The 25,903-nt window shown below is 69.1% G+C and carries 22 protein-coding genes; 9 read left to right on the forward strand and 13 right to left on the reverse strand.

Going from position 1 to position 25,903, the window contains the following annotated elements:
- The first annotated feature begins 32 nt into the window (after positions 1–32).
- The 4 genes from ACIRVK_RS06535 (at position 33) to ACIRVK_RS06550 (ending at position 3,663) form a co-directional block, all read left to right on the forward strand.
- Complete coding sequence (locus tag ACIRVK_RS06535) at positions 33–1,151, forward strand: glycosyltransferase (protein WP_404244298.1); 1,119 nt, start codon at positions 33–35, stop codon at positions 1,149–1,151.
- 233 nt (positions 1,152–1,384) lie between these two features.
- Positions 1,385–1,546 (forward strand): hypothetical protein, encoded by a 162-nt coding sequence (locus ACIRVK_RS06540; RefSeq protein ID WP_404244299.1) that lies wholly within the window; start codon positions 1,385–1,387, stop codon positions 1,544–1,546.
- Positions 1,547–1,569: 23 nt separating this feature from the next.
- On the forward strand, positions 1,570–2,289 hold the full coding sequence (locus tag ACIRVK_RS06545; RefSeq protein WP_404244300.1) for a DUF2637 domain-containing protein: 720 nt from the start codon (positions 1,570–1,572) through the stop codon (positions 2,287–2,289).
- 174 nt (positions 2,290–2,463) lie between these two features.
- Positions 2,464–3,663 carry a S8 family serine peptidase gene (locus tag ACIRVK_RS06550; protein WP_404244301.1) on the forward strand — a complete coding sequence of 400 codons (1,200 nt, stop codon included), beginning with the start codon at positions 2,464–2,466 and terminating at the stop codon, positions 3,661–3,663.
- A gap of 76 nt (positions 3,664–3,739) precedes the next feature.
- On the opposite strand, the gene ACIRVK_RS06555 is transcribed toward ACIRVK_RS06550, so the two are convergent.
- From ACIRVK_RS06555 to ACIRVK_RS06580, 6 genes are all read right to left on the reverse strand, one after another.
- Complete coding sequence (locus ACIRVK_RS06555) at positions 3,740–5,284, reverse strand: diguanylate cyclase domain-containing protein (protein ID WP_404244303.1); 1,545 nt, start codon at positions 5,282–5,284, stop codon at positions 3,740–3,742.
- Positions 5,285–5,288: 4 nt separating this feature from the next.
- The gene (locus ACIRVK_RS06560) at positions 5,289–8,090 is read right to left on the reverse strand and encodes a response regulator (protein WP_404244304.1); all 2,802 of its coding nucleotides are present in this window, start codon (positions 8,088–8,090) and stop codon (positions 5,289–5,291) included.
- Positions 8,091–8,327: 237 nt separating this feature from the next.
- The gene (locus tag ACIRVK_RS06565) at positions 8,328–9,815 is read right to left on the reverse strand and encodes a glycosyltransferase (RefSeq protein ID WP_404244305.1); all 1,488 of its coding nucleotides are present in this window, start codon (positions 9,813–9,815) and stop codon (positions 8,328–8,330) included.
- Positions 9,812–10,912 carry a HEAT repeat domain-containing protein gene (locus ACIRVK_RS06570; protein WP_404244306.1) on the reverse strand — a complete coding sequence of 367 codons (1,101 nt, stop codon included), beginning with the start codon at positions 10,910–10,912 and terminating at the stop codon, positions 9,812–9,814. The genes ACIRVK_RS06565 and ACIRVK_RS06570 overlap by 4 nt, the downstream gene beginning before the upstream one ends.
- A complete protein-coding gene (locus tag ACIRVK_RS06575) occupies positions 10,909–11,283 on the reverse strand; it encodes a response regulator transcription factor (RefSeq protein ID WP_404244307.1) in 375 nt (124 codons plus the stop codon). Before ACIRVK_RS06575 ends, ACIRVK_RS06570 begins: the two co-directional genes overlap by 4 nt.
- A gap of 161 nt (positions 11,284–11,444) precedes the next feature.
- Positions 11,445–12,635, reverse strand: a complete 1,191-nt coding sequence (locus tag ACIRVK_RS06580; RefSeq protein ID WP_404244308.1) for an MFS transporter — start codon at positions 12,633–12,635, stop codon at positions 11,445–11,447.
- A gap of 364 nt (positions 12,636–12,999) precedes the next feature.
- Here ACIRVK_RS06580 and ACIRVK_RS06585 point away from each other — a divergent pair, with 364 nt between their 5' ends.
- The 4 genes from ACIRVK_RS06585 (at position 13,000) to ACIRVK_RS06600 (ending at position 20,704) form a co-directional block, all read left to right on the forward strand.
- Positions 13,000–16,173 carry a putative bifunctional diguanylate cyclase/phosphodiesterase gene (locus ACIRVK_RS06585; RefSeq protein WP_404244309.1) on the forward strand — a complete coding sequence of 1,058 codons (3,174 nt, stop codon included), beginning with the start codon at positions 13,000–13,002 and terminating at the stop codon, positions 16,171–16,173.
- A 75-nt stretch (positions 16,174–16,248) separates the two neighbouring features.
- Positions 16,249–19,524: an amino acid adenylation domain-containing protein gene (locus ACIRVK_RS06590; protein WP_404244310.1), complete on the forward strand. Its 3,276-nt coding sequence runs from the start codon at positions 16,249–16,251 to the stop codon at positions 19,522–19,524.
- Positions 19,521–20,309, forward strand: a complete 789-nt coding sequence (locus ACIRVK_RS06595) for a leucyl/phenylalanyl-tRNA--protein transferase (protein WP_404244311.1) — start codon at positions 19,521–19,523, stop codon at positions 20,307–20,309. Before ACIRVK_RS06590 ends, ACIRVK_RS06595 begins: the two co-directional genes overlap by 4 nt.
- Before the next feature lie 95 nt (positions 20,310–20,404).
- On the forward strand, positions 20,405–20,704 hold the full coding sequence (locus ACIRVK_RS06600; RefSeq protein WP_404244312.1) for a hypothetical protein: 300 nt from the start codon (positions 20,405–20,407) through the stop codon (positions 20,702–20,704).
- Positions 20,705–20,737: 33 nt separating this feature from the next.
- Here the strand turns inward: ACIRVK_RS06600 and ACIRVK_RS06605 are convergent, their stop codons facing one another.
- From ACIRVK_RS06605 to ACIRVK_RS06635, 7 genes are all read right to left on the reverse strand, one after another.
- Positions 20,738–21,259: a hypothetical protein gene (locus tag ACIRVK_RS06605; RefSeq protein WP_404244313.1), complete on the reverse strand. Its 522-nt coding sequence runs from the start codon at positions 21,257–21,259 to the stop codon at positions 20,738–20,740.
- A 210-nt stretch (positions 21,260–21,469) separates the two neighbouring features.
- A complete protein-coding gene (locus ACIRVK_RS06610) occupies positions 21,470–22,054 on the reverse strand; it encodes a vitamin K epoxide reductase family protein (RefSeq protein WP_404244314.1) in 585 nt (194 codons plus the stop codon).
- Positions 22,054–22,551: a DUF5949 family protein gene (locus ACIRVK_RS06615; protein WP_404244315.1), complete on the reverse strand. Its 498-nt coding sequence runs from the start codon at positions 22,549–22,551 to the stop codon at positions 22,054–22,056. The genes ACIRVK_RS06610 and ACIRVK_RS06615 overlap by 1 nt, the downstream gene beginning before the upstream one ends.
- Positions 22,552–22,812: 261 nt before the next feature.
- On the reverse strand, positions 22,813–23,370 hold the full coding sequence (locus ACIRVK_RS06620) for a hypothetical protein (protein WP_404244317.1): 558 nt from the start codon (positions 23,368–23,370) through the stop codon (positions 22,813–22,815).
- Between the two features lie 252 nt (positions 23,371–23,622).
- Positions 23,623–23,862 carry a chaplin gene (locus ACIRVK_RS06625; RefSeq protein ID WP_404244318.1) on the reverse strand — a complete coding sequence of 80 codons (240 nt, stop codon included), beginning with the start codon at positions 23,860–23,862 and terminating at the stop codon, positions 23,623–23,625.
- 259 nt (positions 23,863–24,121) lie between these two features.
- Complete coding sequence (locus ACIRVK_RS06630; protein WP_404244319.1) at positions 24,122–24,757, reverse strand: chaplin family protein; 636 nt, start codon at positions 24,755–24,757, stop codon at positions 24,122–24,124.
- Between the two features lie 138 nt (positions 24,758–24,895).
- Positions 24,896–25,123: a chaplin gene (locus ACIRVK_RS06635; protein ID WP_404244565.1), complete on the reverse strand. Its 228-nt coding sequence runs from the start codon at positions 25,121–25,123 to the stop codon at positions 24,896–24,898.
- A gap of 339 nt (positions 25,124–25,462) precedes the next feature.
- Here ACIRVK_RS06635 and ACIRVK_RS06640 point away from each other — a divergent pair, with 339 nt between their 5' ends.
- Positions 25,463–25,873 (forward strand): rodlin, encoded by a 411-nt coding sequence (locus ACIRVK_RS06640; protein ID WP_404244320.1) that lies wholly within the window; start codon positions 25,463–25,465, stop codon positions 25,871–25,873.
- Positions 25,874–25,903: the final 30 nt, after the last annotated feature.

Consider the following 25,903-nt stretch of genomic DNA (forward strand, 5'->3'; position numbering starts at 1 on the left):
AAAGAACGTCAATGGAGGAGCGTGGTGCTGCCGTGACACCGTCCATCTGCCTGTGCATGATCGTCAAGAACGAGGCAGACGTCATCGAGCGCTGCTTGGCGTCCGTGCGCGATCTGGTGCACACCTGGGTGATCTCGGACACCGGATCGACCGACGGAACCCAGCGCCTGATCCGCCGTGCCCTCGACGGAATCCCGGGCGAGCTCCACGAGGAACCCTGGGTCGACTTCGGGCACAACCGCACCCTGAACATCCGACACGCCCGCGGAAAGGCCGACTACCTGCTGCTTCTCGACGCGGACCATGTCCTCAGGCAGGAGGGTCCCCTTCCCCGGCTGACCGCCGATGCCTACACGATCCGGCACGAAGGCACCACGGAATACCGCATCAGGCGTCTGGTCCGGGGCGACATCGCCTGGCGATACGAGGGCGTCACCCACGAACACCTCACCGCCGACCATGACGCGACCGAGGAGAAGCTCGGCGCACTGGTGGTCGAGGACCACGCCGACGGCGGCTCACGCCACGACAAGTTCGAACGCGACGCACGCCTGCTCGGCGCCGAGATGAAACGCGACCCGGGCAACACCCGTACGGTCTTCTACCTGGCCCAGACCATGCGCGACATGGGCAACACCGCCGAGGCGATCAGGTTGTACGAACACCGCGCGGCGATGGGCGGCTGGGCCGAGGAGGTCTACTACTCCCTCCTCCAGGTCGGAGTCCTGCACGCCGACTCCGGTGACTGGCCGGCCGGGATGGACGCGCTGACCCGGGCCTGGGAGTCACGTCCGCAGCGGCTCGAAGCGTGCTACGAGCTGGCCTCGCGGCTGCGTGTCATGGGCCGCCATCACACGGCGCACGCGGTCATCCTCGCCGGCCTCGACAGGGAGCAGCCGGACGACATCCTGTTCACCCAGCCGTGGGTCTATCGCTGGGGCCTGCTGTCCGAGTTCTCGATCACGGCCTACTGGGTGGGCGACCCCGAAGGCTCGCTCAAGGCCTGCGACCGCCTGCTCGCCATGCCCGACCTGCCCCCGGCCCACCGCAAGCAGACGCTCACCAACCGCGAGTTCGCCCTCCGCAGGCTCGCCGCGATCCCGCAGCCGAGCACCGGACACAGGGGCAACGAGGGCAAGCAACGGGCCTGACACGAAGGCTCGCTGACACTCCTACGGCCGGTGCCGGGTAGCTGCCGGACATAAATGAAAAACCAAAAAAATCCTGGTCCACAGCAAAGCCTTCCATAAAAACGTACAGTCCATCGTCAGAAATTCGTCGCCATGATCGTGAAATCCAACACACTGGATAACCGGTCGGCGTTGACAAAAGCGTTACCTTGAACGGCCGTTACCTCACCCCTGGCTCCGACTGTTAGGGGGGCATGACCTGGAAGGAACAGCACCTCGGCGAGGTCGAACCAGCCTTCGCCTGCCCCGAAGAACCCGAAGAGCCGGCGCAAGTCAAAGGCTGCTCAGACCTGCTTGAGGACTTCCTCAATTGCATCACCTGGATGCAGAGCGAATACCTGAAGGCTGCCCCCTGAGCAAGGCTGCTGAGGAGCCAGAGATGAACTACATTCAGGACGAATACGATTTTCAGTTCGGTCTGAGGAACGACAGCAGCGGGACCGCCCCCTACCCCCGTGATCATCAGCTGTTCGGAGTGGACCACCTCATGCCCGCTCCTGATCCAGCGGTCACACTGGCCGGATGGGATCCCGCGGAGGAACTGGCTGAAATGCTGTCGGCGGCCGCCAGCGCCGGTCCTCCCGCCATGGAGATGGACAGCGTCGGTCGGCCACGCCACCGAGTCGACCGTCGACGCCCCCGGCCAGAGCTCCGTCTTCTCGCGGGACGCGGCAGAATCATCCCTTCTGCAGCCCTGGTCGCCATGATCACCACCTGCTCGGTGGCCATGCTGGCCTGGTCCATCTCCTACTCATACGGTCAACTGAGCGCCGTCGCTTTGCTGGTGGAGCCTCCCCGTCTGGCGCAATGGTGGCCACTGACGGTGTACGGGCCGTGGCTGGTGGCAGGTTTGTCCGTCTTGCGGGCCTCCGTTCAGCGCCGCCCCACTCACCGCTCATGGATGATCATGCTGATCTCCTCCGGAATGGCGGTGGCCCTGAGCGTGGACTATTCCCCGCATTCCGTACTCGGCATGGTCGTGACCGGAATTCCCCCGATTACCGCCCTGGCCTGTTTCCGGGAACTCGTCGGGCAGGTGTTCTCCGGACCGGGTCCTCGGCATGCCCTGCACAGCGCGAAAGACTCCGAGGACGGATGAGGGCACGCAGTTTGGGACCGTGGCATCGGGGTTGAGTGACTGCTGCATTCGGCGGACTCACCCCGCGGGTCCGATGCTCCGTCGGCCCGTCCGGCAGACATGATCCGGACGGAACCTTTCCAGCCTGCGGGCATCCCGACGAGGAGGAGCATGCGATCTCTCCCACTTCTGCGCATGGCACTCATCGCGTCCCTGGTCCTGGGTCTGACCGGCACGGCCACGGCTGCCCCGGCCCGGCTGGCGGACCGCACCCCCCAACCGAATGCGGGTCCTGAGGCGGTGACGGCCAGACAGGTGTGCAACCCCTCACCTGGACGCGGCCGGGCCTCCTGCATGGCGATGCTGCGCACCGACCTGCCGGCCGTGCGGTCCGTTCAACCGGGGATCCAGCCGAGCGGCTACCACCCCAGCGACATTCAAACCGCCTACGGTCTGCCCCGCAGCGGAGCCGGGCGGACCGTCGCCATCGTCAACCCGTACAACAACCGTACCGCCGAGAGCGACCTGGCGGTCTACCGCCGCCAGTTCAACCTGCCACCGTGCACCACCGCCAACGGATGCTTTCGCAGGATCAACCAGAACGGCGGCACGACACCACCCACGGGAACCGATCCCGGCTGGGCGCTGGAGACGTCCTTGGACCTCGACGCCGTCAGCGCCGCCTGTCCCGACTGCAAGATCCTGCTCGTCCAGGCCACCGACGCCTACTTCTCCAACCTGTTCACCGCGATCCGCCAGGCCGTGACCCAGGGAGCCAGGTACGTCTCCATGAGTTGGGGCGCTCCGGAGTTCTCCGGCGAGGCCGGGGGCGATTCCGTCTTCACCCCCGGCGTCGCCTTTGTGGCAGCCAGCGGCGATTCCGGATACCCGAACCTGATCTACCCCGCCGCCTCCCGCTACGTCACGGCGGCAGGAGGCACCACCCTGCGCAAGCTCCCGGCGCCCACCGGCTTTACGGAGAGCGCGTGGAGCGGAGGCGGCTCCGGCTGCTCGCTCTACGAATCCAAACCGCCCTTCCAGCACGACGCCGGATGTGCGCGCCGCACCGCCGTCGACATCTCCGCCGACGCGGACCCCGCGACCGGCCTGGCCGTCTACGACAGCACCCCCGTCAGCGGAAGCAGCGGCTGGTGGGTGGTCGGCGGTACCAGCCTGTCCAGTCCGCTGATCGCCGCCATGTACGCCGTCGCCGGCACACCAGGACCCGCCGACCGCCCCAACTCCTACCCCTACGCCCACCCCCACGCCTTCCACGACATCGCCCGCGGCTCCAACGGCAGTTGCGGCGGCTCCTACCTGTGCGTCGCCCGACCCGGTTACGACGGCCCCACCGGCATCGGCTCCCCCGCCGGCGTCGCCGGACTGCGACCCTAGTTCCTGTCGGTCGGGCAACGGCGCCGCGCCCGAGGAACGGGCGCGGCGCCGTTCCCTGCCATGAGTCTGCGCTCGACTACTGCGGCGATTCGAAGAACGCGGCCTGGTTCTTGCCTGCCGTCTTGGCTCTGTAGAGGGCGGTGTCGGCGTCCCGCAGCGCTTCTGCAGGCGTGGTCGGCCGGGTGATGCTCCTGACTCCGATGCTTGTCGTCACATGGGCCGAACGGCCGTGGGCGAGGATGAACGGGTCTTTGAAGGAATCGAGAATGCGCGTGACGTAGTCGTGCAGCGTGCTCGCGTGCACGCCTTCCACGAGGAGCGCGAATTCGTCGCCGCCGAGCCTGGCCACGAGGTCCTGCTCGCGGACCCGGCTCGTCAGCCGCCGTGCGACGTCGACCAGCAGTTCGTCGCCGGCGAAGTGTCCCAACGTGTCGTTGACGTCCTTGAAGCCGTCGAGATCGAGCATGAGGAGTCCGGCGCAGGCCACGGCGGAGCACCGGTTGAGGGCGGGCTCCAGACGCTCGTTCAGGAGCACTCGGTTGGCCAGGCCCGTCAACGGGTCGTGGGTCACCTGATGGCTCAACTGCTTCTGGAGTTCTTCCTGCTCCCGCAGCGAGGCGGCGAGGGCGTAGGCTCGCGTCCTCGCGGCAGTGGCCCTCTCCTGAGCGTACTGGGCCAGGAAGGCGATACGCACCACCAGCAGCAGCGACAGAGCCGCCATCATGCCGACGATCACCGTGACGTGCATCGGCTGGTCCCGGATGCCACCGACATCGGCCAGCACGATCAACGGCCCCGTCATGATGAGCGCGATGAGGATCGACAGACGCCGCCGGGGCATCCTCTCCTGGTCCTCCGCGGGCCGCGGCGGCCGGGCGACGGAGGAGTGCAGCGCCGCCGCACCCAGCAGGAGGGACGACACCATCCACCCCGCTTCGGACGCGTTCTCCGCGACCGCGTTCCCGTACGTCGCCTGGGTCCCGTAGTAGAGGCCATCGGCGACGAGCAGGACGAGCAGCCATCCGACACACATCAGGAACGACGGTGTGCGCGTACCGGTGGTGAACACCAGCCGCGCGACCATGGACAAGAGCACCAGATCGGTGACGGGATAGGCGACGGACACCACGAGCGGCCACACGGACAGCTGGCTGCGCAGGTAGGGGGCGATGATGAACGCCCAGGACAAAGTGGCGAACCCCATCGTGACGATTCCCGCATCCAGCAGGCCCGCCCAGTGCAGCCGGCCCGCCTGCTGCCGGGCCAGGATCACCAGACCGGCGGTGAACAGCAGGTAGCTGCCCAGGTAGAGCAGGTCGGCCACGCCGGGGAACGGAACGTCCGCTCCGCGGACCTGGTAGAGCCCCCAGATCGTGTCCGCCGCCGCGAACGGTGCCATGGCTGCCGCAAACAGGTACCACGGAAGGACCGAGGGCGGTTTGTTCCTGGCCACGCCTGCCAGGATCGCGAAGACGGCTGAGGCGGATATCAGCGCCCCCAGCATGTAGCGCGCTGGGGAGGAGGTGACCAGAAAGGTCACGACCACTGACGTCCCGGCCGCCAGGTACGCCCAGACCGCCGCCTCACGGCCGGCGGGCAGCCCGGCCCGAACCTTGGCCACGGGCTCATCCAGGTCCGTGTCGGCGAGGCCGGGAGCGGAGCGTCTCCAGGGTCCGGCAGGCGTGGTCGAGTGCCTCCTGAAGGCGGGGGGCGGCCTGAGTCAGCGGAACCGGGTCTGCGGCCTCGGCATACTGTTCCAGCTCTGCGCAGCAGGCGGCCAGGCCGTGGGCTCCGATGTTGCCGGCAGCACCTCTGAGGCTGTGCGCCTGTTCCGCGATCTCCCCGCTGTCATGGCGGTCCAGCGCGTGGAAGAGAGCGCTGGTCATCTCGGGGGCCCGGACGAGGAAGTGGTCCACCAGCCGGTCCACCAGTTCGTTCTCGGCCGGGGAGCCGTCGCCGCGCAGTTCGTTCAGCCGCTCCTCGATGGTGTCGCGTGGCTCCTCGTCGTCCGGCGACGGGTGGACCGGGTGGACCCAGCGGGCGAGGGTCTCCTGCAACTCGTCGGCATCGACGGGTTTGGACACGTAGTCGTCCATGCCGGCGGCCAGGCATCGTTCGCGGTCCTCGGCGAGAGCGCTGGCGGTCATGGCGATCACCGGCAGGTGTGTGTCTCCCGGCGCTTCGCGGCGACGCAGTTCCTGGGTGGCGGTGTAACCGTCCATCCGGGGCATCTGGCAGTCCATCAGCACGGCCTGGTAGGTGTGTTCCTCGGTCATGCGCAGGGCCTCGATCCCGTCGGCGGCGGTGTCCGCGCTGTAGCCGAGGCGGGTGAGCATGCCCTGGGCCACCATCTGGTTGATCTCGTTGTCCTCGACCAGCAGCAGACGGCCGCGCTGAGGCGGTCGGGCGGTAGGGGGAGCGGGAGTTGTGGCCGCGGTCGTCACGGGTGCTGTCCGGCTGGTGAGTTCGACCAGGGTGTCCATGAGCTGGGACTGCTGGACGGGCTTGGGCAGGCAGAGCGCGATGCCCGCGGCGTGCAGTTCGGCAGCAGGCAGCCCGGCGCCGGAGGTGAGCAACAGCAGCCGTACACGACCGAGGTTCTGATCGGTGGTGATCCGGCGGGCGAGCTCCAGGCCGTCCATACCGGGCATGTGCATATCGAGCAGGGCCATGGTGAAGGGACGGCCCGCGGCCGCTGCCTCATGCAGGGCCACCAGGGCCTGGGGGCCGCTGGCGACCGACGTCGGCTGCATGTGCCATCTGTTCAGCTGCGTCTCGAGGATCAGCCGGTTGGTGTCGTTGTCGTCGACGACCAGGACCCGCAGCCCGCGAAGAACGTCGGGATCGAGCGGAGCCGGGGGTGGTTCGGCGGTGTCGGGTGTGCGCACCGGTACGGAGAAGAAGAAGGTGCTGCCCTGGCCGGGCCGGCTGGTGACGCCGATGGAGCCGCCCATCGCCTCGGTGAGCCTGCGGCAGATGGCCAGGCCCAGACCAGTGCCTCCGAAGCGGCGTGTGGTTGAGGCATCGGCCTGGGAGAAGGCGTCGAACATCCGCTCCTGATCGGCCTCGGCGATGCCGATGCCGGTGTCGGTCACATCGAAGCGCAGCCACGGCGCGTGCTCCGCGGGGGGCCGGGACGGGGCCGGGCGGGCGCTGAGGACGACCTCACCGGACTCGGTGAACTTCACCGCGTTGGACGCCAGGTTGAGCAGGATCTGCCGCAGTCGGCCGGCGTCCCCGAGCACCATCGCGGGCAACTCGGGATCGCAGTCGCTGAGCAGTTCCAGGCCCTGGGCCTGGGTGGTCTGCGCCACCAGCGAGACGACCTCTTCCACCAGCGCCTGCGGGCTGAAGGCGACCCTGTCCAGTTGGATCTTGCCCGCCTCCAACTTGGAGAAGTCCAGGATGTCGTTGATGAGCGACAGCAAGGCCGAGCCGGCGGCCTGAATACCCTCGGCATAGCGTCGCTGCTCGGGATCCAGCGCGGTGCCCAGCAGCAGATTGCTCAGCCCGATGACGCCGTTCATGGGGGTACGGATCTCGTGGCTCATGGAGGCGACGAACTGCGACTTCGCCTGGGATGCGGCGATCGCCTGATCGCGCGCCTCCGCCACGACGGCTTCGGCGTGCTTGCGCTCACTGATGTCGCGGACGAAGGCGTTGAAGCAGCGCGCCTTCGCCGACTTCATCCGCCACACCGTCAGTTCGACCGGGATCTCGTGGCCGTCGTGGTGCAGGGCGCTGAGCTCGATGCGGCGGCCCAGCACATGAGCCTCCCCGCCGGCCAGTACCCGCTGCAGACCGGCTGTGTGCGCGGCGCGGTACCGCTCGGGAATGATCGTCTCGGCCAGCGGACGCCCCATCACCTCGCGGTGGCCGAACCCGAACAACTGCTCGGCACTGTGGTTCCAGTCGATGACCAGCCCGTCCTCGTCGATGGAGACGAAGGCGTCCCAAGCGGTCTCGATGACCGAGCGTGCCTGCTCCTGCAACAAGCGCAGGGCTTCCTCCCTGCGCCGCTGCCCCTCCGCCTCACGGATGAACCCGCGCACTTCGAGGGGCTCGCCCGAGGCGTCCCGCACCACCCAGGACGTCGTCTCGGTCCATATCCAATGCCCGTCGGCGCGCCGCAACCGCAGACACACCACCACCCGGCCTTCGCGCAGCAGATCCCGCTCAGCCCACTCGAAGTCCTCGACATCACCCGGATGCACCCAGGAGTCGACCGCCGTTCCCACGATCTCCTCCGCCGGCCGCCCGAACAGTGCCTGAGCAGCCGCGGACACCTCCTGGTAGACACCCGCCACCGTTCGACGGAAGACCATGTCCGCGGAGTTCTTCACGAGAATCCGAAACCGTTCCTCGTCGTCGGCTGCATACTGCCCTGACGTACCTGTGGGCTCGGGTTCCATCGTCCGCCTCCACATGTCATGTACGACCGCTTGATGCGGCCCGGACTGCGACAGACCGGTCGCCCTCTCGTCGACAAGCACTGCAACTGGTAGGGGTGGCCGGCGCCCAACCGACCGCCATTCCTCGGACACTTCAAGCGAAGAGCGAACCAGAGAAGATCGCAAATCGGGCCAGCTCGGGCGTCCGGTCTCCTGACGGCGATTCAGTTGCTCTGCGCGGCGCCCCCACCGTCTCCAGCGTCCCTGGGCCGCTCACGCACGATCGCCTCCCCTCTCCTTCACTTGGTCGGGGGTGCCGAATCCGGCGCGGGTCATCGAGCCCCACACCCGGGGAGACCGGCGCAGCGCGTCCCACATGCCGCACAGCCGCCACCATGCCGTCAGCTGGCGGTATCCGATGTTCTCCGCGGCCACCCCGACGAGGGCACCCCAGACGTCCCGCCATCGGGTGAACCGGTGGAAGGCGTACTCCTCCACCACGACCGACATCAGGCTGACCACGATGGCGTAGGCGTAGGCGGCGAGCAGGAAGCGCCACAGGAACCCCACGTCGACCGCGCCGATCAGCACGCCCAGCGGCACCAGGACGAGGCTCGCGAGCTCCACCACCGGGGCCAGCAGTTCGAAGACCACGTAGAAGGGCAGTGCCAGCAGGCCGATGCGGCCGTAGCGAGGGTTGCCGATCATGCCGCGGTGCTTGAGCATGATCTCCGTCAGCCCGCGGTGCCAGCGCCGCCGCTGATGACCGAGGACCTTCAGTGTCGAGGGTGCCTCACTCCAGGAGATCGGCTCGGTGACGAAGACGATGCGGTAGTCGCGGCCCTGCTCGCGCAGGTGCCGGTGAAGGCGGATGACCAGTTCGGCGTCCTCCCCGATGCAGTCCGGGTCCATCCCGCCGGCCGCGACCACCACGTCCTTGCGGAAGAGGCCGAAGGCGCCGGCGATGATCAGCAGGCTGCCGACCTTGGACCATCCGGTGCGGCCGAGGAAGAAGGCGCGCAGGTACTCGACGACCTGAACTCGTCCGAGGATGTCCGGGGGCACATGCGGCTCGACGACCCGTCCGGCAACGACCGTGCAGCCGTTGGCGAGGCCGACCACACCGCCCGTGGCGACCACGCGCAGGGGGTCGTCGCTGAAGGGTCTGGCCACCGCGAGCAGCGCCTGTGAGTCGAGGATCGAGTCGGCGTCCACCATGCACAGCAGCGGATAGCGTGCCAGGTTGATCCCCACGTTGAGCGCGTCGGCCTTGCCACCGTTCTCCTTGCGGGCCACGGTCAGGGGCACCGGGCCCCCTCTGGGCAGATGGACCGAGGTGATCCTGCCGCGTACGGGGACGTCGTCGGGCGCCACGTACTCCACCTCGGCCAGGTCGAAGGCGTCCTGCAGGGCGTCCAGTGTGCCGTCCGTGGAACCGTCGTCGACGACGACGACCTCGAACATCGGGTAGCGCAGCAGCAGCATGGCCCGGACGGCTTCGACGATGCCGGCCGCCTCGTTGTGGGCGGGCACGATCACGGACACGGGCGGGGTGAAGGGGCTGTTGGACGCGTCGTCGTATCCGGCGAAGGGGGCGCGGCGCAGGCGTCCGACGAACTCCGTGACGGCGATGAGGATCAGCACCAGGTAGGTGGTGTTGATGGCCAGGAAGTAGACGATCACCACGTTGTCGCAGACGGTGATCAGGGTGTGCGCCGCACCGATCACCCACGCCCACAGCTCCTCGGCCACCGTACTCACAGCGCCACCTCCGTACGGACGTCGTGGCGCTCCCCGCCGACCGCCGATTCGGACAGCACAGCCCTGGCCTGGGCGGCGGCCGGACCGCCGGAGGGATCGTCCGCCACCGCGTGCAGCGCCGCACGGCCGGCGGGTCCGAGCCGCAGCAGCGCTCGCGCCGCTGTGCCGGCCACATGGGGGTCGGGATCGCCGAGAAGGTCCGCGAGCGGCCCCGTGGCGGCGACGGCCCCCAGATTGCCGAGTGCCCCGGCGGCCACCATGCGCAGAGCGACCGGCCGGTCCGGAAGGACCGCCGCGAGCAGCGGTTCCAGGCCCTCGGGCATGCCCAGCCTGCCCAACGCCCGGGCCGCTTTGATCCGTACCTCGACGGAGGGGTCCTCGTGCTGTGCGCGGGCGATCCTGGAGGTGAGGGAGACCGCGCCGGTCGCGCCGAGGACCTCGATCGCCACGGCCCTGACCAGCGGTTCCCGGTGTTCCAGTCCTGCCGCGACGCTCCGCTGCGCCTCCGGTCCCAGGGAGACCAGCGCCATGGAGATCACGCCGGGGGGCAGTCTCCGCGGTCCGTGGAGGGACTCCAGGAGGTGCGGGACGGCCTCGGGTTCCCCGCATCGGCCCAGTGCCCGCGCGGCGGCCAGGCGCACATCCCGGTCGCGGTCGGCCAGCAGCCGGCACAACGAAGCCGCCGCCGGGCGGTGGGAGAGCTGCCCGAGCACCTGTGCGGCGCGTCCGCGCCGGACCGCGCCGTGGCTGGTGAGGTCGGCGACGGCCTCCACGGCCGCCCCCCGCAGCTCGTACAGTCGGATCAACGCCGTGCGTGCTCCGCCGGAGACCTTTTCCAGCAGCCCCGTCAGGGTCGGTTCCAGGGCGCTCCAGGTCCGTTTGTCGACCTCCGCCAGCCGGTGCAGCAACTCCGTCTGCTCGTCTTCCTCGGTACACAGAAGCTGCAACAGGAGACCGCGCGCCGGTTCTGCGACCCGCTCACGTCTGCCCTGCCGGTACCTGCGGATGCCGCGGGCACCGACGATCAGCAGGCACATCACCAGGATGACGGCCATCAGGCACAGCAACGCCCTGACGACGAACCCCGTGGGGTTCATCGTTCCGCCCGGCTGAGCACCGCGACGACCCGGCTGGACAGCTCCCGTGGGCTGAACGGCTTGATGATGTAGTCGTCGGCGCCCGCAGCGAAGCCGACCTCGATGTCCCCTTCCTGGGACCGGGCGGTGATCATGATGACGGGGAGCGTCGCGGTCTCGGCTGCCGCGCGCAGTTCGCGGCAGACGTCCAGTCCCGACATCCCCGGCATGCGGATGTCGAGCAGAGCCAGGTCGACCGGCTGTTCACGCGCCGTCCGGAGTGCGGCCATGCCGTCCTCCACGGCCGTGACCCGGTGACCGTTCTGCGTCAGCTTGAAGGCCACCAGATCCCGGATGTCCGCGTCGTCGTCGGCTATCAGGACATGCGCCATTGTTCTCCCTCACGAGTGCGGGCAGGGGGACATGGCCGTCCTGTCCACGAAGTCGAACCATCACCAATAAAATAGGATCAATAGTTCACTTCCACCACATAGGCCCCACCGTCCGGCCGAGGCAAGGATCCGCGCGCCGAGCCGGAGTCCTCCTGGTCTGCTCACTGTGCGCCGGCGCGGGTCAGCCTCGGCAGGGCGAGGCACACCGTCGAGACGGCGAGCAGGGCCGCCGCGCACGGCACTCCAAAGCCCGCAGCGGCCCCCGCGGCGTCGACCACCCAGCCTGCCGTGGCGTAGCCCAGGGCCACCCCGACGGAGAGCCCCGAGACGATCCAGGTGATGCTCTCGGTGAGCTGCGCGGCCGGCGCCAGGCGGTCCACCAGACCCATCGTGGTGATCAGGGTCGGCGCGACGGCCATGCCCGCCACGAAGAGCATCCCCGCCAGCGCCTCCAGACCCGGCGCGAACAAGAGCGGTGCCGTGGTCACCGCCATCGCGCCGACGCCGAGCAGCAGCCGCCGGGTGAGCGCCCCCCGCGGCCCGATCGCGCCGAAGACCGTGCCCGCCACGCCCGAGCCGAGTGCGTACACACCCAGCAGCAGGCCGGAGAGCGCCTTGTGGTGGTGTGCCCCGGCGAACGCCACCGTCGCGACGTCCACCGAACCATAGGACGCGCCCACCGACGTCAGCGCCAGCACCAGCAGGACGAGTCCCGGAGTGCGCAGCGCCGAGCCCCTGGCGCGCCTCGGCCCGGGGCACACCGGCGGTTCCGTGCGCCGCTGGCCGGCGAACAGCAGGACGCCGACGGCGAGCAGGACCGCGGCGGCCAGCGGCCCGGCCCCGGCACGGACACCGGTGGACAGCGTGATCGCCAGGATCGGGCCGACGACGTAGATCACCTCGTCGAGCACCGACTCCAGCGAGTACGCGGTGTGCAGCAGCCGTGGTGAATCCCGGTGGATCTGCGCCCAGCGGGACCTGACGAGCGCGCCCATGCTGGGCATGCAGCCCGCGACCGCCGCCGTGACGTACAGCGTCCAGTCCGGAGCCGCGTACCGGGCGCACAGCAGCAGCGCACAGATGGCGGCGACCGTCACGGCCGTCGCCGGGAGGACGACGCGGCGCTGACCGTGACGGTCGACGAGCCGGGAGATCCGCGGTCCGATCGCCGCGCTGGCGAGCGCCTGCGTGGCGGAGACCGAGCCGGCGAGCCGGTACTCGGCGCCGAGCTGCGACAGCATGGTGACGATGCCGACGCCGATCATCGCCAGGGGAAGGCGCGAGATGAAGCCCGCGGCAGAGAAGAGCAGACTCCCTGCGGGAGAGAAGATCCGGCGGTAGTCGGAGAGCATGAGACTCCACGCTCCGTCAGGAGCCGGTCGTCGCTGGAGGATCCGGTCCGGTTTCCGCTCCCGCCATTCTCGCGCAGGGCACGGTGACACGCGACGCGAAAGGGCGTCCGTCCATCTCTCCGTGCACGTGCGTGAAATGGCGAGCCGGGTTAGCTTGATGAAGGACACGTCGATGTCTCGGCGAGAAGGAGCCCGCACCGATCGGCCGCGCGCATACCGGTGCCCGTGTTCACCGGCGAGGCATGCCGATATCCCGACTCGGAGAATGCTCGCCAGCCGGTCCCGCGGGTTTCCCCGCCGTAGCCCGGTGCCGTTCGCCCAGCTCCGTCCGCCCGACAAGTGTTTTTCTGGGAGGTGAGTTGGGGTGAACCCGCGATTGCGAAGCCAGACCGCGATGGCCGTGGTCAGCGCTTGTATCGTCGTACTGACCGCGTTCTACTACGCATTTCCGGACCAGCGGATGATCTTCGTCGCCATGGGGGCGACCGGCGTCATCGGCATTCTTCTTGGTGTCTTTCTCAACAATCCGACGCATCGACTCCCCTGGCTGCTGCTCGCCACGGGAAACTTCTCCTTCGCCGCGGGCGAGGCCACCCAGATCATCCTCATCCAACTCAGACAGACCGCGTTCCCGTCGATAGCGGACGGCTTCTATCTCGCGGCATATCCCCTCTACGCGGCCGGACTCCTGGGCTTCGTCCACTGGCGCACCGGGAGGCGCGACCGCGGGAGCCTCGTCGACGCACTGACGCTGACCGTGGGCCTGGCACTGCTGTCGTGGCTCTTCCTCATCGAGCCGTACGCCCACGCGCCCGGTCTCACCTGGGTGCAGAAGGCGTTCTCCATGGCCTATCCGCTCGGCGACATCCTCGTCCTGGCGATGCTGCTGCGCCTGCTCGCCGACCGTGGCGGCAAGAGCCCCTCGCTCATGCTCCTCACCGTGGGCACCGTCGGTCTGCTGAGCGCCGACGTGGCCTACGGCCTGATTCAGCTGCACGGGACGTGGCGCACGGGCACCGCGGTCGAACTCGGCTGGGTCGTCCTGTACGGCGCGTGGGCGGCCGCCGCACTCCATCCGTCCATGCGCTCGGTGACACAACTCGTGCCATGGCGCGCCGAGAGCGGTATGGGCGGCCGGCTGAGCCTGCTCACCCTGGCATCGCTCATCGCGCCGGCCCTCCTCCTGGTCGAGGCGGTGCGCGGGGAGAGCTCCAACACCGGCGTCATCGGCGCGTTCTCCGCAGTGCTCTTCATTCTCGTGCTCTACCGCCTGGCGGGCGTGGCGTCGACCCACCGGCAAGCGGTCGGCCGGGAGAAGGTGCTGCGCATCACGGTGTCGTCGCTGGGCGGAGCGAACGATCTGAGCGATGTGGCAGCCGCCGTCCACTCCGCGGTGACGGAACTCGTGCCGCACGGTCCGCCGCGTTCCGCCCTCGTCATCGTGCCGGACAACGCCCTCTGGGTGAACGGGACTCACAGCGCAGGCGAGCCCGTGTCCGAGCAGGTGACCGCGACCGTACGGGAACTGGGCGCGTCCGGTGAAAGCCGCCTGGTGGCCCTCGACGGGGTGGGACCCGATCTCGCCGCCCGCCTCACGGGCCGGCACGAGCAGCAACCCCACACGGGCCCCGCGCTCGTCTGCCCGCTCATCTCGCAGGACCACCCCTCGGGCGAGCCGCTGATCGGGGCGCTGATCCTGGCCGGGCACGAGCAGGACCTGATCGTGGTCCGCCAGACGCTGGCGACCCTCGCCGCGCAGGCGGCACTCGCCGTGGCACGGATCGCCCTTGCCGAGGAGGTCGATCAGCGCAACAGCGAAGCGTACTTCCGAACGCTGGTGCAGAACGCCTCCGACGTCATCCTGATCCTCGACGACGAGGACCGGGTCCGTTACGCCAGTCCCTCCGCCGACCAGATACTCGGTGTCCCGGACCTGGAGGGCACCCACCTCATCGATCTGGTGCCGCCGCAGGACAGTCACAGGGTGGTCGAGACGCTCGGCCGGATACGGAGCGGCGAGTACCAGAACAGGCGAGAGCACTGGCGCATGGCCCGCGTCGACCGGGCGTCCATCGAGGTCGAGGTGAGGTGGAGCGACCTGCGCGAGGAGGCCACCGTCGGCGGTGTGGTGCTCACCCTGCGGGACGTGACCGAACAGCGCAAGCTCGAACGCCAGCTCACCCATCAGGCGTTCCACGACTCGCTCACCGGCCTGGCCAACCGCGTGCTCTTCCAGGAGCGGGTCAACCACGCCCTGGTGCAGGCTCAGCGCGAAGGCACGGTGGTCGGCGTGCTCTTCATCGACGTGGACGACTTCAAGGTCGTCAACGACATACACGGCCACGGTGTGGGCGACGAACTCCTGGTCGCGCTGTCACTCCGGCTGCAGACCGCCGTCCGTGTCTCCGACACCGCCGCGCGCATCGGCGGCGACGAGTTCGCGCTCCTGGTGGAGGGTTCCGCCACCCAGGACGGCGTGGAACGGCTGACCGAGAACCTGATGAGGGTGTTCGCCGAGCCGTTCCGGCTCAGCGTGGGGCCGGTGAGCTCGTACGCCAGCGTCGGCGTCGCGACCACGGAGGACAGCGTCGACTCGGTCGAACTGCTCACCCACGCCGATCTCGCACTGTACGCGGCGAAGACGGCGGGCAAGCGTCAGTGGCGCCGCTATCGCCCGGAACTGCAGAGCGGCATGGCCGAACGTGCCAAGTTGCAGGAAGGGCTGGACAGTTCGTCGATCGAGACGTCGTTCCTGGTGCTCTACCAGCCCATCGTGGAGCTGATCAGCGGTCGGATCAGCGGCTTCGAGGCACTCGTCCGATGGCCCCACTCGCCGCACGGCATGGTGCTGCCGGAGCAGTTCATCACGCTGGCCGAGGAGAGTGGGCAGATCGTCCCGCTCGGTGCCTGGGTGCTCGGGCAGGCCGCGGGCGAGGCCGTCCGCTGGCGGAGCTCCGTGCGACGCGAAGTGACGGACGGCCACAAGGCACCTTACGTCAGTGTGAATGTGTCGCCGCGTCAGTTCCGGGACGAGAAGTTCTACGACGTGATCCGGCGCGCTCTGGATGTCTCCGGCATCGAACCGTCGTCCCTCGTACTGGAACTGACCGAGAGTGTGCTGCTGTACAACGACGAACGTATCCTGAGGGAGATGAGTTCGCTCACCGACCTCGGGATCCGCATCGCGATTGACGACTTCGGAACGGGCTACTCGTCACTGAGCTATCTGCGTGAGTTCCCGATCTCGATTCTCAAGATCGACAAGTCGTTCGTCGACGAACTCGGGCGCTCGCCCGAACAGTTCGCCCTGGTCGAGGGCATCACGCATCTTGCGGACACGCTCGGCCTCACGGTGATCGCCGAAGGAGTGGAGGACGTGAGACAGCAGGAGTTGCTGATCTCCATGGGCTGCCCGCTCGGCCAGGGGTATCTCTTCGCCGAGCCGGTCAGCGCCGAGGAGGCGGAACAGCTCATCCTCGCGCCGCCGCTCGGCCGTCTGGCCGCACTGCCCGCGATGCCCGAGGAACAGAAGCCGTGACGGCCGAGGCCGTCTCCCGCGCGAGGCGCAGGTCGTGCTCCGCAGAACGTCGCGCCAGGCAGGAGGCCCGAGGTGATGGGACCTGAGCACCCGTCGGCAGAGTCGGCCGCACCGTGTGTCGTGCTGCGCAACGACGAGGACCAGTATGCGATGTGGCCCGCCGAGCGCCAGACTCCGGCCGGGTGGTGCCAGGTCGGCGGGCCGGCGTCCACCGCGACGTGTGGGCGCCTGGTCGACCGCCTGTGGACCGACATGCGGCCGGCAAGCGCCCGCGCCGAGCGGCGGCCCCCGGGCTCTGGGCCGCCTACCGTGCCCGAGCTGGTCCGGGATCGGGCACGGCGCGACCCGTCCGCTCTCGCGGTGCTCGCGGACGAGGACTCGCTCACCTACGCCGAGCTGACCGGCCGCGCCGACCGACTGGCCCACGAGCTCAGGGAGTCGGGCGTCGGCCCGGAGGCCGTGGTCACCGTGTGCCTCGACCGTGTGCCCGAGCTGATCGTCGCGCTGCTGGCGGTGCTGAACTCCGGCGGCGCGTTCCTGCCCCTCGACCCGGCGACTCCACGGCAACGGATCGCCGGACTGGTCGGGGAGACCCGTTCACGCCTCATCGTCACGAGCCACGAGCACACTCCCCTCTTCACCGAGTGCGAGGCGCGGATCCTCCACGCCGGGGCCGCCGGGGAACCGGCCACGAAGACGGAGCGACCACGGCCTGCCTCCGGCCCCCGGCCGGACGACCTCGCCTACGTGATCTACACCTCCGGATCCACCGGACCTCCCAAGGGTGTGATGATCACCCACCGGTCGCTCGCCCACTCCCTCACCGCGGTGGCCCGGGCATACGGACTGACGTCCGCGGACCGGGTGTTGCACGCCGCGGCGCTCGGCTTCGACACCTCTGTGGAGCAGATCTTCGCCACGCTGATCAGCGGCGCGACGCTGGTCCTCGCGGGACCGGGGACGTGGGCGCCCACCGACCTGCTGCACCGCCTCCCGGAGCGCGGGATCACGGTCGCCGACCTGACCCCCTCCTACTGGCAGCAGACCGTCTCCGCCGCCGGCCGTGGCGAGAGCCTCGCGTCGCTGAGGCTCGCCATCGTCGGTGGTGAGATCGTCACCACGAAGGACTGCCGCGCCGTTCTGCGCCGGATCCCCGGCGCGCGGCTCGTCAATGCCTACGGGCTCACCGAGACCACCATCACCTCCACGCTCTGCGAGCTGAACGAGGAGGTGCTCACCGCGCCGGACACCGCCGTCGCCCCGGTCGGCAAACCCCTGGAGGGGACTCATGTCCACCTGCTCGACGCCGAACTGCACCCCGTCCGGCCGGGCGAGCGCGGCGAGATCTACCTCGGCGGCCCTGGACTGGCGCGCGGTGTCTGGCGGAAACCCGCCCTGACGGCACAGCAGTTCCTGCCCGACCCGAGCGGCTCCGCGCCGGGTGACCGGATGTACCGCACCGGGGACCTGGGCCGGCTGCGCACCGACGGCAACCTGGAAGTACTGGGCCGGGTCGACGACCAGATGAAGATCCGCGGGTTCCGGGTCGACCCGGCCGAGGTCGAGGCAGCGCTCGTCTCCCGCCCGGAGATCGGCCAGGCGATGGTGGTGGCCCGAACGCGCGACAACGGCGACCGGGACCTCGTCGCGTACTACACGCCGGCCTCGCCATCGGCCGGCGGCGAGACGGCGCTGCCCGCACGCCTGCGGTCGGCACTCGCCGAGGTCCTGCCGGGCTACATGATCCCGGCAGCCTTCCATGCGATGGAACGGCTGCCCGTCGCGCCCAGCGGAAAGCTCGACCGCAAGGCCGTGCCGCAACCCGGGACGGCGGCGACCACGGGCGGCGACGCCGACGAACGTCCGGTGCCTCAGGGAATGGCCCAGTTGTGGGGTCAGATCCTCGGAGTGGACTACGTCCGTCCGCACGACGACTTCTTCGAGTTGGGCGGCAACTCGCTGCTGGCCATGGAGATGCTCGCCCGGACCCGCGTCATCTTCGGCATCGGCGTCACCCAGATCCGCGACCTGACCCGGTCGTTGCTACGGCAACCGGTGCTCTCCGCGTTCGCCGAGTCGGTGCGCCAGGCACGTGCCGGCACGCTGGCCCACCCGGAGGGCGGGAGCGTCGACTTCGCCGCCGAGACCGATCGGCCCCTTCCGACGGTCGGCCGCGACGGGCCGGCTCCGCGCTCCCAGCCCCCCGGGGACGTCCTGCTCACCGGCGCGACGGGCTTCTGCGGCGCGCACATGATAGACGAGCTGCTCCGCAGGGCGACGGGACGGATCCTCTGCCTGGTCAGGGCATCCGACGAGCGGCAGGGCATGGAGCGGATCCGTGCCAGCCACCGGCGGTACGTCCTCAGCGATGTGTCCAGCACGCGTGTCCAGGCGGTCGTCGGCGACCTCGGCAAGCCCGGACTGGGACTGTCTCCTGGCCGGTTCGAGGAGCTGGCATCGAGTGTTGACGCCGTCTACCACTTCGGTGGCCAGGTCAACTTCATCTACCCGTACCACGAGTTGCGCGCGGCCAACGTCGACGGCACCTACGAGGTCATCCGGCTCGCGGCCGGCCGGGCCGTCCCCGTTCACTTCGCCTCCAGCATGGCCGTGCTCGCCGGATTCGGGCCGGCCGGGGTGCGCGAGGTCACGGAGAGCACCCCCCTGCGGTTTCCCGAATATCTGTCGGTGGGTTACGTGGAGACCAAGTGGGTCGGCGAGGCGCTGCTGAAGGCGGCGGCCGACGCGGGCCTGCCGGTCGCCGTCTACCGCCTGATGGACGTCACAGGCAACAGCGGAACCGGCGTGATGAACCCCAGCAGCGAGATGGCCGCCCTCATCGACTTCATCGCGCGAACCGGGCTGTGCCCCGACATCCGCTTGCCGCTGGACTTCCTGCCCGCCGACTGCCTCGCCCGTGCCATCGGACACATCTCCACCCACCATCCCGCTCGCGGCGAGGTCTACCACCTCACCAACCCCCGTTCCACGCTGCTGGACTCGCTCGCCGAGCGCCTGCGCCTGCGGGGCTACCCGATCCAGAAGATCCCGTACGCCGAGTGGATCGCCATGCTGGTGAGGTATGCGGCCGGGCACCCCACCGACCCGATGACCGCGTTCGTCCCGCTCTTCGTCGACCGGTGCGCGCGCGCCGACATCACCGTGAGCGAGATGTACTTCCAGGGCGTTTTCCCGGAGTTCTCCCGCAGCAACGCGGAACGTGCCCTCACGGGCGCCGGGATCGACATTCCTCCGGTGGACGCGGAGATGTTGGACCGCTCCATCGACTTCCTCCAGCACGACGACGCCCCACCGGTGAAGCGGCGAGATCGCGGAGGGAGGGGGTGGTGAGCCGATGCCCTGACTGGGAGTCGCTGGACGTGCTGAAGGCAGCGCCCGACGGTCCGGTGGCGTTCTCCGCCGACCTCAGCCCCGCCGGCCTCCTGGCGGCCTACCGCGCCGGGGTCTATCCGTTCCCGGCAGCCGACGAATACACCCGCGCCCTCAACGAGATGGTGTTCGCCGATCAGGTCCAGGCGGGCCGCATACGGCTCGTCGGGGAGGAATCAGCCGATCCCTACGCCGTTTCCTGGTGGTCTCCCGATCCCAGGCCGGTGCTGCCCGTCTCGGCCACCCACCTCGGCCGGAGCCTCGCCCGGCGGGTGCGCAACCGGCTGCCGTGGTCGACCAGCCTGGACCGGTGCTTCGAGCGGGTCGTTCGCGAATGCCGCACCGGCCGCGCCCCCCTGTGGCTCACCGACGAGCTGATCGAGAGCCTGGTCCGCCTGCACGATCTGGGTCATGCGCACAGCGTGGAGATGTGGGAGGACGGTGAACTGATCGGCGGCGTCTTCGGCCTTCAGATCGGATCGGTCTTCAGCATGGACTCCATGTTCCACCACCGTCCCGATGCCTCTAAGGTCGCGGTGACCGACCTCGCGGCGCGCTTCGCGCAGGCCGGCGGCGCGCTGCTCGACGCACAGCGGGACGGCCCGCACGTCCGCGGCCTGGGCGGCGTTCTCGTACCGCGAGAGCAGTACCTGCGACACCTCCGCCGCACCGGGAGCGACCGCTTCCCGATGTCCACCGCCACCTTGCCCGTCAGCCGCCTCGCCCAGCAGACGGGATCGCGCTGACCGCATTGACCCGAACGAGGGATGCAAACTCATCCGATATGGGCCATGCCCGCACCCAGCCGTGCCACCCGCGCACGCCGGCGCGTTACCGATGCATGGATGACAACGTCACCACCGGATGTCTCTTCCTCGAGTGGGGCGAACAGCCGCCGTACCGGGAACGGCCCCTGGCGGGCCAGGAAGACCCACCCATCTACGCCGCCCTGGCCAGGGAGTGGCGTGCCCGTGGCCAGATGGTCCCGGGCACGTGGGACGCCCGGTGGAGCGCCCTGGTCTCCGCGCATTCCGCGACCGGGCGGCACCGGCGCTCGATCAGCGTTCCCCCTCCGGTCCTGTGGGTGGGTGGCGCCGAGCTACCTCTCGTGAGTCGCGGCGAGATGGTACCCACCCCCTGATCGGCACGCCGGAAGACGACACCCTCGCCGACGTCAGCGGGCCCGTCCGGCGGTGCGGTTCGAAGCCAGGGTGACGGGCGAGTCGCAGGTAGGGCAACGCCGCTTGGTGCCGGCCTGTTCGGCACACCTTCCCAGCGCCTGTTGCAGGGCCAGGTCCACGGCCGCGGGGACGAACAGCGAGCCGGCGTCGTCTGGCGGGACCAGCCAGCGCAGTCGCCCTGCCGTCCGGTGCGGTGGGGGCACCGTGATCCACGCACCCTGGCCCAGGTACCGGATGCCGGATCCGATCCAGCGGCCCTCCGGATCAGGCGGGAGGAAGAAGCCCACCCTCCGCGAGGCGGCGTCCGCCAACGTGGGCCCGGGCGGCCGGGGGAGGCTCAACAGGGTGTCCAGGGCCGGTACGCCGAGTTCCTCCGGGACGCTCAGCACGTCCCAGAACCGTCCGCAGGCCAGCACGGCGATCCCGGTGTCGCCATGCCACTGCCGCTTGCACGCCCTCGGGTCGATGGCGGCGGCTGCGAGCCACTCCATCGCCTGCTGCGTGACAGTCCGCATGCGTTCCTCCCCGATCCGACGACCCTCGACACAGAGCGGCAATCTCGCCTCCCGCCAAAGGACGCTCGTACCTGACAGATGCATGGTGTTGTACATATCCACGTTAGGGAAGGGGTGGCGAACCGTGGCGATTAACTCCGCGGTGTTCGGCGACAGGACAGATGTTCTCCATGTACAACCCGAATATCGCATCAGCGCCGACCCCGATCATCAACTTGTCCAGAAATCCCACCACCGCGTCAGGACCAGCATTCCGATGATTCCGATGTGCAGCAGCGGCAGCACCGATGCGGATTCACCGAGGAACGCCCGCAACGGGCCCGGCGCAGGCAGGAACGAGTTCCGCACATTGAACGCAATCACGTACCAGAACACGAGGATCGTGGCGACCCACGCCAGAACGCACCACAGGCACAGCGCGCCGATGCGGTACAGCGACTGGAACTGCAGCCACGACACGAACCCGATCCCGAACAGACATCCCGCGTTGAAGCTCAGCCAGTACCAGCGGGGGAACTCCGCGCCGGCCAGCAGGCTCACGCCCACGCAGATCACGATGCCGTAGGCCACCAGGCCCAGCATCGGGTTGGGAAATCCGAAGACCGAGGCCTGGGCACTCTTCATGACGGAGCCGCAGGACACCACGGGGTTCAGACTGCAGCCCGGCGTGAAGTTCGGGTTCTGTAGCAGCTTGAACTTGTCGATCGTGATGGCCCATGAGGCCGTCAGCCCGCCCGCCCCCGTGAGCACCAGCAGGAGAGCGAACCCCCGGCCGGCACCGATGGTTCTCGCCATCAGCCGCGCAGGCTCCTGGCCGGCACAACGATGTGCGCCGCCTCTTGGAGGGTCTCCTCGGCGCCCGCGAACGCGGCCAGCGCCCCGGCGTCCACGGGTTTGCCCGGCGCCGCCGCGGGCCAGGCGCGGGTGGTGAACACGAGGTAGGCGAAGCCGCGTTCGGCAACCGCCTCCAGCCACTCGGGCGGCGCGGCGCACTGGGCGTTGAACTGCTGCAGACTGACGACCGCCTGGTTGGCCTCGACCAGCAGGCCGACCGGCAGGTTCGGCCTCGTGGCACCGTCGACGAGGTCGCCGCCCACCGGGAGGCCGCTGCTCTCCAGCCACTGCCGCACGGCGGCGGAGGAGGCCTCGGGACCGTCCGCGGCATCACCGAGGGGGTAGACGAGCAGGTAGGGCATGGCACCGTCCGGAGCCTCGCCACTCCAGGCCAGTACGACCAGAGTGCCCAGGTCGGCAAGGCGGAAAGGGCGGGTTTCGCCGAGGGTTGAGGTCACTGCTCGACCTTATCCGCGCCGCACGGACGGCCCGGCGTCCTCTCACCCGGCCGGACGACAGCCCGAAGTCGGTCCACACGAACGAGGGACGCCTCTCGACGCCCCTCGCGCACCGTCCCGGACAGGGCCGGTGCCGAGCGGCATCACGTCGTTTTCCCGACCAGCCCCTTCCCATCGGCAGACCGCGGCAGGAAGAAGACAGCCGTTGCGTCGGCAGGGAGATTCCGGCGCAACGGCTGTGGGGCCGCTGTCCGGGTCGGCTTACGTGGTGGGCACCATCGGCGCCGGTAGAGCGGGCAGACTCGGGGTGGGCAGGCCGGACGGGGTGGGAGTGGGCAGCATGGCGGCCAGGTAGTTGGTGAGGGCCGTCACCACGTCGGTGACCGCCGCGGTCACCTGGCTGGGATCCCCGGAGATGACGGCCTTCTGGAGGGCGTCCAGCGCCTTCTGCAGGGCGGCGAGGGCGTCACTCGCGGCGTCCTTGGCCTGCGGGTCCGCAGCAGCCCTCGGAGTCATGTCGGCAACGGCCCGTTTCGCGGCATGGACGAGTCGGGCCGCCTGGGCAGCGGGGAGTTGGCCGTTGTCGGCCTTGAGTGCCGTGTCGAGCAGGTGGGCGACAGGGGTGAACGCACCGCCGAAGTCGCCAAGGCTCTTGACCCGCGCGAGGAGTGCGTCCGCACCAGGAGCCTGCGCTGGGGACGCAGCATGGCTGCGCCCCGGGATGGAATCTGCCGCCATGACGGCCGGGCCGGTGACACCGGCCAGGAGAGCAGCGCAGAGTGCGGTGGTCGCGACACGTCGCTTGGACAGACCTCGCATGGAAGTTCCTTTCGATGGTGCGTCGGATCTTGTGCCCACCCTTCAGCCGCCCATCTCCCTCTGCAACCGATCAGGCACGCGACGCAACCATCCGTCTCGTGCAGCGTTGCTGGTGAGATCCCTCGTTGTGGGCCGACCCGGTGACAGGGCGGTCCGCCCGTCCATTCGGGGCACCGCGAGCGCGCCCGAGAACACGCGAACCGGCCGTCCTTCCGTGCGGAAGGACGGCCGGCAATGAAGTGCGCCGCGACGTCAGTGGTTGGTGCAGGTGTTGCCAGACGCCGGGTTCAGCAGACCGATGACGCTGACGGTGTTCCCGCAGGCGTTGACCGGCACGTGAACGGGGACCTGGACCACGTTGCCCGACAGGACGCCCGGGGAGTCGGTGGCGGTGCCGTTCGCGCCACTGTCGGCGGCGGCGAAGCCGGCGGTGCCGACGGCGACCGCGGCGGCGACGGAGGTAAGGACCAGGCCCTTCGCGATACGCGACATGGAGAGGTGCTCCTTGGGGGTTGAAATAAACATCCGGGCGGATGCCCGACACTGTGTCAACGCGTGGCTCCTGTGAGGGTTGTGCCGCCAATGGAGTGATCTGCCAGAGGACCGGCCTTCACAGGAGCAGGACCGAACCGAATGCGGGCCCCGTACATCACCGACGGACTGCGACGGGGGTACGCGGATCTCGCTCACGGATCTCTTCACGACCGACCGACTGCGGGTGCCGGGCGCCATGGCGTCCGGCACCCGGGTGTCAGCGGCGGCCCGCTACTCGACCGCGCCGGTAGAGGATCAGCCCGCCCGCGATCATCACGGCACTGACGGCCGAGCTCGCCAGCATGGCCTCACTGCCGGTGTGCGCCAGGCTGGGACGTGCACCGACGACGGCAGCAGGCTCGGCCTTCAGCGCCTGGGGGGCCACGTCGTGCTGCGACTGGACGGCGGGGGCCCCGGACTGCTGCCCGCGGGTGGGCGCGGGCGACTGCGGAGCCGGAGTGCGGCCGACTTCCGGGGTGTGCGCGGGCGACACGGGAGCCGGAGTGCGGCCGACTTCCGGGGTGTGCGTGGCGATCACCGGGGAAGGCGTCTGCCCTGGCACCCTGGGCGTCTGCGACGAACCGGTGTCGCCGGAGCCCGCCTGCCGTGGGATGTCCGGCGTGACTTGCCTGACCGGATTCGACTGGACGTCGCAGGAGTTGCCGAACGCGGGGTTCAGCAGGGCAAGGACATCGACGGTGTTACCGCAGACGTTGACCGGTACGTTGATCGGTGCCTGCACGGTGTTTCCGGAGAGGACGCCGGGCGAGTTGCTGGTGGCACCGTCGGCGTTCGAGTCGGCGAGCGCGGGGCTGCCGCACAGGGAGAGAACGCTCGTCGCGGCGGCGGCCACGACAACTCCTCTACTCAGGGTCTGTCGCAATCTCGTTGTTCTTCCTGCTTGTACAAGTGGGAGAAGCCGGCCCTGGAACGAGAAAGTGGGTGTCCAAGGCCGGCCATGACGCGGCTGAGCGGCTGGTGTGTCAGGCCGTCAGTGGTTGGTGCACGAGGAGCCGAACGCCGGGTTCAGCAGGGCAAGGACATTGACGGTGTTACCGCACAGGTTGACGGGAACGTGCACGGGGACCTGGACCACGTTGCCGGAGAGGACTCCCGGAGACCCGACGGCGGAACCGGTGGCGCCGGCGTCGGCGAAGGCCGGACCGGCCACGCCCAGGGCCATGATTGCGCCGGCGACGACTGCAGCGCTCTTCTTCATGAACTTTCCCTTCTCTCCGGTCATGCCTCTATGGCGGATGAAACCGAGCGAGCACAGCTTGACGGGCTCGCACCATGACCGGCAGTTGTAGAACGAGGAATAGACATCCGGGAAACTGTGGAACGCGAACCGCCGAGGAATTCACTCGAACGCTCCGGCAGCGGCAGTTCATCAGGCCGGACCGTTCAAGGCCCGGACAGGCGTGGAACGGCAGAGTCCGGAGACGTGTTCCGGCGATTTTCCGATGTGGGCCGGTGGAGTGAATCGGAGGAACCAGGCGTGCCCGGGGCAGTTGAGCAGAACGCTCCGGTGGACGGGGTTTTCGGAAGGGAACTGCAAGTGATCAAGAAGGTACTGGCAACCACCGCGGTCGCCGCTTCGGTCGCAGGCGCCTCCGCCACCGCCGCGCCCCAGGCGCTGGCCATCGGCAACGACACCGGAACGACCTCCACCAGCGGAACGGGCGCTACCCAGACGTTCGGCAACACCGCCACGTACGGCACCATGAGCCCTCAGATGGCGCTCATCCAGGGTTCGTTGAACAAGCCCTGCATCGGCCTGCCGGCCAAGGTCAACGCCGGTTCGCTGGTCGGCGTCGTGCCGGTCACGGTCCAGGACATCCCGGTCCTGTCCGCCCCGCAGAACCAGCAGTGCGTCGAGACCTCGACCCAGGCCAAGGGCGACGAACCCCTGTCGCACATCCTGGACGACATCTCGGCCCTGTCCGCCAACGGCACCAACAACGGCTGATCCGTCCCTGTACCGCCTCGGCGCGCACGC

Origin of the sequence: Streptomyces sp. NPDC101152, assembly GCF_044768275.1 — a bacterium.
Lineage (GTDB): Bacteria > Actinomycetota > Actinomycetes > Streptomycetales > Streptomycetaceae > Streptomyces.

What these genes read in the sequence shown, in the direction of transcription:
- ACIRVK_RS06540 (WP_404244299.1), top strand. Translation starts at nt 1,385, where the DNA reads ATGACCTGGAAGGAACAGCACCTCGGCGAGGTCGAACCAGCCTTCGCC.
- ACIRVK_RS06545 (WP_404244300.1), top strand. Translation starts at nt 1,570, where the DNA reads ATGAACTACATTCAGGACGAATACGATTTTCAGTTCGGTCTGAGGAAC.
- ACIRVK_RS06550 (WP_404244301.1), top strand. Translation starts at nt 2,464, where the DNA reads ATGGCACTCATCGCGTCCCTGGTCCTGGGTCTGACCGGCACGGCCACG.
- ACIRVK_RS06560 (WP_404244304.1), bottom strand. Translation starts at nt 8,090, where the DNA reads ATGTGGAGGCGGACGATGGAACCCGAGCCCACAGGTACGTCAGGGCAG.
- ACIRVK_RS06570 (WP_404244306.1), bottom strand. Translation starts at nt 10,912, where the DNA reads ATGAACCCCACGGGGTTCGTCGTCAGGGCGTTGCTGTGCCTGATGGCC.
- ACIRVK_RS06575 (WP_404244307.1), bottom strand. Translation starts at nt 11,283, where the DNA reads ATGGCGCATGTCCTGATAGCCGACGACGACGCGGACATCCGGGATCTG.
- ACIRVK_RS06580 (WP_404244308.1), bottom strand. Translation starts at nt 12,635, where the DNA reads ATGCTCTCCGACTACCGCCGGATCTTCTCTCCCGCAGGGAGTCTGCTC.
- ACIRVK_RS06590 (WP_404244310.1), top strand. Translation starts at nt 16,249, where the DNA reads ATGGGACCTGAGCACCCGTCGGCAGAGTCGGCCGCACCGTGTGTCGTG.
- ACIRVK_RS06600 (WP_404244312.1), top strand. Translation starts at nt 20,405, where the DNA reads ATGGATGACAACGTCACCACCGGATGTCTCTTCCTCGAGTGGGGCGAA.
- ACIRVK_RS06605 (WP_404244313.1), bottom strand. Translation starts at nt 21,259, where the DNA reads ATGCGGACTGTCACGCAGCAGGCGATGGAGTGGCTCGCAGCCGCCGCC.
- ACIRVK_RS06610 (WP_404244314.1), bottom strand. Translation starts at nt 22,054, where the DNA reads ATGGCGAGAACCATCGGTGCCGGCCGGGGGTTCGCTCTCCTGCTGGTG.
- ACIRVK_RS06620 (WP_404244317.1), bottom strand. Translation starts at nt 23,370, where the DNA reads ATGCGAGGTCTGTCCAAGCGACGTGTCGCGACCACCGCACTCTGCGCT.
- ACIRVK_RS06625 (WP_404244318.1), bottom strand. Translation starts at nt 23,862, where the DNA reads ATGTCGCGTATCGCGAAGGGCCTGGTCCTTACCTCCGTCGCCGCCGCG.
- ACIRVK_RS06635 (WP_404244565.1), bottom strand. Translation starts at nt 25,123, where the DNA reads ATGAAGAAGAGCGCTGCAGTCGTCGCCGGCGCAATCATGGCCCTGGGC.